This is a genomic window from Isoptericola sp. NPDC056578 (assembly GCF_042793275.1).
In the GTDB taxonomy this organism is placed as follows: domain Bacteria; phylum Actinomycetota; class Actinomycetes; order Actinomycetales; family Cellulomonadaceae; genus Isoptericola.
In genome coordinates this window covers 23651-31472 of record NZ_JBHTVC010000055.1, presented here as the reverse complement: position 1 = coordinate 31472, position 7822 = coordinate 23651, and the positions used below count along the sequence as shown (strand labels likewise).

The window sequence follows — 7822 nt, the reverse complement described above, 5'->3', positions numbered from 1 at the left end:
CTCCGCTCCGAGAACGTGCGCAACCGCCTGTTCGGCGTCAGGGGGCGACGGCGGACTTGAGCCGGACGGCGGGGTCGGTGGCCCGGGCGAGGTCCAGGCGCAGCGGCTCGCCGCGGCTCATGAGGCGCCGCACGCCGCCGACGTCGCGCGGCGAGTCGACGAGCAGGACGGCGCGGACGGTCGCGACGCCGTCGGGCGCGCCCTCGACGGCCGGGTCCTGGGCCGGGTCCAGGTAGAGCGCCGCCCACGGGCCCTCGCCGGGCGTGCCGCGCAGCACCACGGGGGAGGCGTCGGGCCCGGCGGTGACCGGCAGGCCCAGCAGTGCCAGGTCGTGCCCGAGCTGCTGCGAGAAGACGTACGGCGCGTGCCCCCCGCCGGCCTGCTCGACGCCGAGCATCGCGCGCACGGTGGGGTCCGGGTCGTGCAGCGCCGCCGACCAGTGCCCGCCCGGCACCGTGCCGAACACGGGGTGCGCCCGCGACGCGACGTCGCCGACCGCCCAGACCCTGGGGTGGCCGGGGACACGGCCGTCGCCGTCCACGAGGAGCGCGCCGCGCGGGTCGAGCGGCAGCGTGCCCTCCAGCCAGCCCGACGCCGGCCGGGCGCCCACCGCGGTGAGCACCAGGTCGGCGGGCACGTGCTCGCCGTCGGCCAGGACCACCCCCGAGTCCTCGACCGCCGCCACCGCGGCGCCCGTGCGCAGGCGCACCCCGGCCTCCGCGTACCAGCCCGCGAGGCGTGACCCGACGTCGTGGCCGAGCTGGCGCGACAACGGGGCGGCGGCCGCCTCGAGCACCGTGACGTCCGCGCCGGCGCCTGCCGCGACCCCCGCGACCTCGGCGCCGATCCAGCCCGCGCCGACGATCACGAGGCGCAGCCCGTCCGGGCGGCGCAGCGCCGCCCGCAGGCGGTCGGCGTCGGCCGCCGTGTGCAGCAGCGACGACGCGGCGAACCCCGGCGGGACGAGCGGGACGGAGCCCACCGCGAGCACGACGGCGTCGGCCGCGACCTCGTCCCGCGCCGTCGTGACGACCACGCCGCCCGGCCCGGACGTGAGCGCGCGGGCGGGCTCGGCGAGGCGGACGTCGTCGGCCAGCGCGTCGACGTCGACGCCGAGGTCCGCGCTCAGCCACACCGGCTCGGGCCGCGTCAGGAGCTCCTTGGACAGGGGCGGCCGGTCGTACGGGGGTACGCCCTCGGCGCCCAGCAGCGTGATCCGCCCGTCGAAGCCGTGCGCGCGCAGCGCGGCGACGGTCTGGGCGCCGGCGAGGCCGGCGCCCACCACGACGACGGACCGGGGGAGGAGGGGGGAGGCGTCGGGGGTCGGCTCGGGCACGGTCCTCACGGTAACCCGCGGGCGTGGAGGTCCGGCGCCCGCCCCGGTCGGGCGGCGGTAGGCTCGGCTGCCGTGGATCCCCGTGCGCTGCCCGACCCTCCGCGCGACCCCGGAGGGGCCGAGCCCGCGCCCCGGTGGCACTCGGTCGAGGCGAAGGCCGACGCGCCGGCTCGGCACCTGCCCGGCCCGGAGCGCGCCATCGTCACCGTGCTCGCCGGCATCGTCCTCGCTGTCGTGCTCGGCGTGCTCGTCGGTGCCCGCGTCGGCACCGGCACCATCGCGCTGACCCTCGCCGTCGCAGGCACCTGGCGGGCCACGTCGTCCACCGGACCCGTCGGGCTCGTCGTGCGGAGCCGGGGCTTCGACGTCTTCCTGTGCTGGGGCGGTGCCGTCGTCATCGGCGTGCTCGCCCTGACCGCGCCCGGCCTGGGCTGAGAGCCGCCCGTCAGCAGGCCGCGTCCGCGAGGCTCGTGGTGAGCGGCTCGGGGTGCCGTGGGTGCGTCCTCCGCGGACGCCACGAGGGCCGGCACCCCCTGCGGGGTACCGGCCCTCGTGCGCGGGTCGGGACGTCAGGCGCGCGGGGTGTCGCCCTTGCCCTCGGTGCCCTCGTCGCGGGGGCCGGGCTCGTCGACGTCCGCCCCGTCCCACTCGCCCTCGTTCTCGTCGACCTCCGACCGCGCCGGAAGGGCGCCGTCGTCGACGACGTCGTGCTGGCGGGGCTCGTCGTCGAGGTCGTCGCCGGCCGCGGAGCCGACCTCGACCTGCACGACCGCGGGGACCGGGGCGAACGCCCGGTAGAACAGGGCGGCGAGCGCCCCGCCCACGAGCGGGGCGACGACGAACACCCACAGCTGGCCCCAGGTCCAGCCGCCGCCGAAGACCGCCGAGGCGAACGAGCGGGCCGGGTTGAGCGAGGCGTTGGTGACCGGCCAGGCGACGACGAGCATCGCGCCGAGCGTCAGGCCGATGACCACCGGGGCGAACGTGACCGTCGAGCGCTTGCTCGTCACGCCGAGGATGACGCCGACGAAGACCGCGGTGACGACGACCTCGACGAGGATCGCGGCCCACATCGAGAACTCGGCGGGCGAGCCGCCGCTCTGGGCGGCGGACGCGGTCAGGGCCGCGAGGGGCGAGTGCGCGCCGAAGCCGTTCGCCGTGCCCTGGAAGACCGCGGCCTTGTCCGCCGCGCCGGTCAGCGCCGGGAACGAGTCGGGGATGATCGAGAACATGACGGCCGCCGCGGCCGTGCCGCCCACGAGCTGGGCGAGCCAGTACGGCGCGAGGTCGCGCCAGGCGGAGCGGCCCGCGAGCGTCAGACCGAAGGTGACGGCGGGGTTGAAGTGGCCGCCGGAGACGCCGCCGACAGCGGCGATGGCGCCCATGACGAGGATGCCACCGGCGAGTGCCACCGGGAGGATCTGACCGTTGTTGACGGCGTTGAACGTCGCGGTGCCGACGATGCCGAGCACCAGCACGAACGTGCCGAAGGCCTCGGCGGCGAGCCGCGCGAACAGGCCGCGCTCCGGGTGGTCGGCCGCCGTCTCGACGTCGACCGAAGCCGTACCGCTCTCGGCGGCGATGTCCTGGGACATGAGGGTCCTTCTCTGCTCGGGAGACGGGCGTCTCGGTGTGCCCCTCGCGGTGGAGGGGCCGGTCGTGCGTGACCGGCCTCACGGCCGGCTGCGCGGGCATGCTTCCACCGTGGTCTGAACGGTTGCTGAGCGCGGGCCGACGGTGGCGCTCCTGGCACGTTACCGCGCGTCGTCCCAGGTCGCGCTCCGCCACGGCGGTCGGCGCGCCGGACCCGAGCCCGCCCGGAGTGGCGGTCGACCCCGGCGCCCGGCTGCGACAGAGTAGGGGCATGACCACACCAGTGAACGTGACCGTCACCGGGGCGGCGGGCCAGATCGGGTACGCGCTGCTCTTCCGGATCGCGTCGGGCGCGATGCTCGGCCCCGACACCCCCGTGCGGCTGCGGCTGCTGGAGATCCCGCAGGCGGTGAAGGCCGCCGAGGGGACCGCGATGGAGCTCGACGACTGCGCCTTCCCGCTGCTCGACGGCATCGACATCCACGACGACCCGACGGCCGGCTTCGCGGGCACGAACGTCGCCCTCCTGGTGGGGGCCCGGCCGCGCGGCCCGGGCATGGAGCGGGCCGACCTGCTCGAGGCGAACGGCGGCATCTTCGGTCCGCAGGGCCGGGCCATCAACGCGGGCGCGGCCGACGACGTGCGCGTCCTGGTCGTGGGCAACCCGGCCAACACGAACGCGCTGATCGCGGCGTCGAACGCGCCGGACGTGCCGAAGGACCGCTTCACGGCGATGACGCGCCTCGACCACAACCGCGCGCTGTCGCAGCTCGCGAAGCGGGCGGACGTGCCGGTCTCGCAGGTGCGCCGCGTGACGATCTGGGGCAACCACTCCGCGAGCCAGTACCCGGACGTGTTCCGGGCCGACGTCGGCGGGACGCCGGGTTCCCGGTACGCGGACGAGGACAAGCTCTGGCTCGCCGACGACTTCATCCCGACGGTCGCCAAGCGCGGTGCCGCGATCATCGACGCACGCGGGGCGTCGTCGGCGGCGTCCGCGGCGAACGCGGCGATCGACCACGTCCACGACTGGGTGCTGGGGACCCCCGCGGGCGACTGGACCAGCGCGGGCCTGTGGTCGACCGGGCAGTACGGCGTCCCCGAGGGCCTCGTCTCGTCCTTCCCGGTGACGTCGTCGGGCGGGGCGTGGGAGGTCGTCGAGGGACTCGAGATCGACGACTTCTCGCGCGAGCGCATCGCGGCCAGCGTGCAGGAGCTCTCCGAGGAGCGGGACGCCGTGCGTGCGCTGGGCCTGATCTGACGAAAAATCTGCGGCGGAGCGTCGGGGGCGCCGCATAGGCTTCTCGGGCCATGATCGACGCCCCTGCCGCGCGCGCGGACCACGCCACGTCCACCTCGACCACGACGACCGACCCGGCCCGCCGCCTCGACTGGCGGCGGCTGCGCGGACCGGTGGCCGCGGTCGCGCTGGTCGCGCTCACCCTCGGAGCGGTGGGCGCGGCGCTCGGCACCGTCGTCGCGGGGCGCCTCGCGGAGGACCCGACGGGCGCGCTGCTGTCGCTGCTCGCGCTGTGCGTGGTCGGCGCCGCCCTGTTCGACGCGGCCGGGCAGGTCGTGTGGGCGGGCGTCGTCGACCGCGCCGAGGGGCGGCTGCGCGGCGACCTGCTCACGGCGGCGCTGCACCAGCCGCTCGCCACGCTCACCGAGCAGGCGGTGGGCGAGGTGCTCGACCGCGTGGACGACGACACGCACGCCGTCGGCACGCTCGTGCGCCGCCAGCTCTGGGGCGCGGGGCGCACGGTCGTCGGCGTCGTGCCGATGTACGTGGTCGCGGGCCTCACCTGGTGGCCCGCGTGGGCGCTCTTCCCCCTGCTGGGTGCGCTCGCGGGCGTCCTCGTGCGGCCGATGCTGGGCGAGATCGCCCGCCGCAAGGTGATCGAGGAAGCGGCCTGGACCGACCACGCCGCCGCGTTCGAGGAGTCGGTCGCCGCCCGCGACGACCTGCGCACCAGCCTCGGCCAGCCGTTCGCGGTCCGCCGCCTGGCGCAGCGCTCGGCGGACGTGCACCGCAAGTTCCGCGACGTGGTGGTCGTCGAGTCGACGATGCTGCGCCGTGCCGGCCTGGTGCTCGCCGCGCTGCTCGCCGGCGTCGCCGTGGCCGGTGCCGCGCTGGCGTCGGGCGGCACCCTGGAGGTCAAGGACCTCGTGACGTTGTTCCTGGTCACCTCGATGTTCGTGGGGCAGGTGGACAACCTCATCCACCACCTGCCGGACATCCAGGAGGGGCTGGGCGCGATCACGCGCATCAGGCAGATGCTGTCCGTGGAGCCGGAGCCGACCGGCGGTCGTGACCTGCCCGAGGGGCCGGTGGGCATCGAGCTGCGCGACCTGCACTTCTCGTACGCCGAGGGCACCTTCGCGCTGCAGGGCGTGAACCTGCGCGTCCCGGCGGGGCAGACCGTGGCGCTCGTCGGGCGCACCGGATCGGGGAAGTCGACGCTCGCGTCGCTGCTGTCCCGCGCCGTCGAGCCGGAGCCCGGCACGGTGTTCCTCGGCGGCGTCGACGTGCGCGACCTCGACCTGCAGAAGCTGCGCGCCGCCGTCGGCGTCGTCACGCAGCGCACCGAGATCCTCGCCGGCACGCTCGCCGAGAACGTCGCGCTGTTCGCCGACGTCCCGCGCGAGGACGTCGAGGCGGCCGTGCGCGAGCTGCGCCTGGACGCCTGGGTCGCCGGCCTGCCCGACGGCCTGGACACCCTGCTCGGCCCGGGCGGCACCTCGCTGTCCGCGGGGGAGGAGCAGCTCGTCGCGTTCGCGCGCCTGCTCGTGCGCGACGTCCAGGTGGTCGTGCTCGACGAGGCCACGGCGCGCATGGACCCGCTCACCGAGGCGCGCGTGGTCGCGGCGTCCGAGCGGCTGCTCGCCGGCCGCACGGGCGTGCTCGTCGCGCACCGGCTCACGACCATCGAGCGGGCCGACCTGCTCGCCGCGCTCGACCACGGCCGCATCGTCCAGCAGGGGCCCCGGGGCAGGCTCGCCCGCGAGGACGGCCCGTACCGCGACCTGCTCGTGGCGAGCGACGCCGCGGACGCGCCCGTCGCGAGCGCCGGTGCCGCCGAGGAGGTCGCGTCGGCCCTCACCGGGCACGAGGCGGCGCCGGCGAGCACCGCCGTGGCGGCCGCGCAGGCGACGTCGCACGTGGGCGGCAGGCGACGCCGCGGCGCGGCGCCCGAGCTCGCCGACCCGGGGGAGGGCCCGAGCCTGGCGCGGGGCGTGCTGCACGCGCTGTTCGTGCGGCCCGCGTGGGGCGTGGTCGGCGCGGCGCTCTTCCTCGTGGCGAGCCTCGTCTCCGCGCAGGGCGCCCTCACCGGGTTCCTCTGGGGGCGGGCGGTCGAGGGCCTCGACGCGGGCTTCCCCACCGCGCTCATGGTCGCGTTCGTCGTGCTCCTCGTCGTCGCGCCGCTGGCGCTGGCGTGGGCGCTGTACGTCTACCCGCGGTGGTGGGTGGAGGTGCTGCTCCGGGTGCGCATGTCGGTGATGTCGGGCCAGACGCGCCAGGAGCGCCTGCGCGCCACCCCGCCCGGCGAGGTCGTGGCACGGGCCATGGACTCCGACCGCTTCGTGCGCTACGCCGACCGCTGGGTCGACTTCGTCAACGGCCTGGTCATCGCCGGCGTGACGGCGTTGCTGAGCGGGTCGTGGCTGGCCGGTGGCGTGCTGCTGGCCGTCATGGTGGTCTCCGCGGCCGCGTCGGCGGTCGGCCGGCCGATCGCGGGCCGCTCGGCCACCCGGTCGTCGGCCGCGCGCGCCCGGTTCGGCCGCGCCCTCGTCTCGGCGCTCGACTCCGCCCGCACGGTGAAGCTCGCGGCGCGCACGCCCGAGGTGCACGGCCACCTGCGGCAGGTCGACGCCGGCCGCGTGCGGGCCGCGATCTTCGAGCACCGGATCCAGGCGGCCCTCGACGGCGTGCCGATGATCATGGTGCAGCTCGGCGTCGTCGCCGCCTGGGCGGGCCTGCTCACCGGCACGTGGGGGCTGGCGACCGCGCTGCTCGTCGCGAACGCCGTGAACGGGTTCGGCTGGTTCGGCGTCGTGGCGGGGGCCGTCGTGACGGAGGCGCCGGGCACCCGGTCGTGGCAGCGGGCCACCGGTCGGTTCGCCGCCGGAGCCGACCTCATGGACCTGCCCGCGGGCGTCGACCTGCTCACGGGCGACGCGCCGCGGCCGTCCGCCGGCCCGCGCGAGGCCCTGGAGCGGCTGCGCCTCGAGGGCGTCACCGCCGTGCACGACGACGGCACCATCGGCGTGTCGGGGGTGGACCTGGAGGTGCGGCGCGGCGAGCTCGTGCTGCTGCTCGGCCAGGTGGGGTCGGGCAAGTCGAGCCTGCTGTCCGCGCTCAGCGGCCTCATGGAGCACACCGGCAGCATCCGGTGGAACGAGCGGGAGGTCGCGGACGCCCAGGCGTTCCTGCGCCCGGGGCAGGTGGCGCACGTCGCGCAGGTGCCCCGCGTGCTGTCGGGGACGTTCAGCGAGAACGTGCGCCTGGACCACGAGCGCGACGTCGACGGCCCGGTCGCGGCCGCGCGCCTCGGGCAGGACGTCGACGAGGCCGGCGGGCCGGACGCGCTCGTCGGGCACCGCGGGGTCCGGCTGTCCGGCGGCCAGGTGCAGCGGCTCGCGCTCGCCCGCGCCCTGGCGACGGACGCCGAGCTGCTGCTGGCCGACGACGTGTCCAGCGCCCTGGACGCCACCACGGAGATCGAGCTGTGGGCGTCGCTGCGCGAGCGCGGCACCACCGTCGTCGGCGCGACCTCGAAGCGCGCGGCGCTGTCCCGCGCCGACCGCGTCGTCGTGCTCGCCGACGGCGAGATCGCCGAGATCGGCCCGTGGCACGAGCTCGCCCCGCGCTGGGGGCACCTGGCGGGCTGACCT

The 7822-nt window shown here is 76.7% G+C and carries 5 protein-coding genes; 3 read left to right on the top strand and 2 right to left on the bottom strand.

Features of this window, described 5'->3' with window-relative positions:
* Nucleotides 1–37 precede the first annotated feature (37 nt).
* Nucleotides 38–1336, bottom strand: coding sequence for an NAD(P)/FAD-dependent oxidoreductase (locus tag ACFQ80_RS17895; RefSeq protein WP_430564592.1), 1299 nt, complete (start codon nucleotides 1334–1336; stop codon nucleotides 38–40).
* A 72-nt stretch (nucleotides 1337–1408) separates the two neighbouring features.
* Between ACFQ80_RS17895 and ACFQ80_RS17890 the strand changes: the two genes are divergently transcribed.
* On the top strand, nucleotides 1409–1771 hold the full coding sequence (locus tag ACFQ80_RS17890) for a DUF3017 domain-containing protein (protein ID WP_430564591.1): 363 nt from the start codon (nucleotides 1409–1411) through the stop codon (nucleotides 1769–1771).
* Nucleotides 1772–1905: 134 nt separating this feature from the next.
* Here the strand turns inward: ACFQ80_RS17890 and ACFQ80_RS17885 are convergent, their stop codons facing one another.
* Nucleotides 1906–2931: an aquaporin gene (locus tag ACFQ80_RS17885; RefSeq protein WP_430564590.1), complete on the bottom strand. Its 1026-nt coding sequence runs from the start codon at nucleotides 2929–2931 to the stop codon at nucleotides 1906–1908.
* A gap of 269 nt (nucleotides 2932–3200) precedes the next feature.
* On the opposite strand from ACFQ80_RS17885, the gene ACFQ80_RS17880 reads away from it, so the two are divergent.
* Complete coding sequence (locus ACFQ80_RS17880; RefSeq protein ID WP_430552539.1) at nucleotides 3201–4190, top strand: malate dehydrogenase; 990 nt, start codon at nucleotides 3201–3203, stop codon at nucleotides 4188–4190.
* Between the two features lie 50 nt (nucleotides 4191–4240).
* Entirely contained in the window at nucleotides 4241–7819 is a 3579-nt protein-coding gene (locus tag ACFQ80_RS17875; RefSeq protein WP_430564589.1) for an ATP-binding cassette domain-containing protein, read from the top strand.
* Nucleotides 7820–7822: the final 3 nt, after the last annotated feature.

Bases quoted from the DNA above. Each gene is read 5' to 3' on its own strand.
- ACFQ80_RS17885 (WP_430564590.1), bottom strand. From the start codon at position 2,931: ATGTCCCAGGACATCGCCGCCGAGAGCGGTACGGCTTCGGTCGACGTC.
- ACFQ80_RS17880 (WP_430552539.1), top strand. From the start codon at position 3,201: ATGACCACACCAGTGAACGTGACCGTCACCGGGGCGGCGGGCCAGATC.
- ACFQ80_RS17875 (WP_430564589.1), top strand. From the start codon at position 4,241: ATGATCGACGCCCCTGCCGCGCGCGCGGACCACGCCACGTCCACCTCG.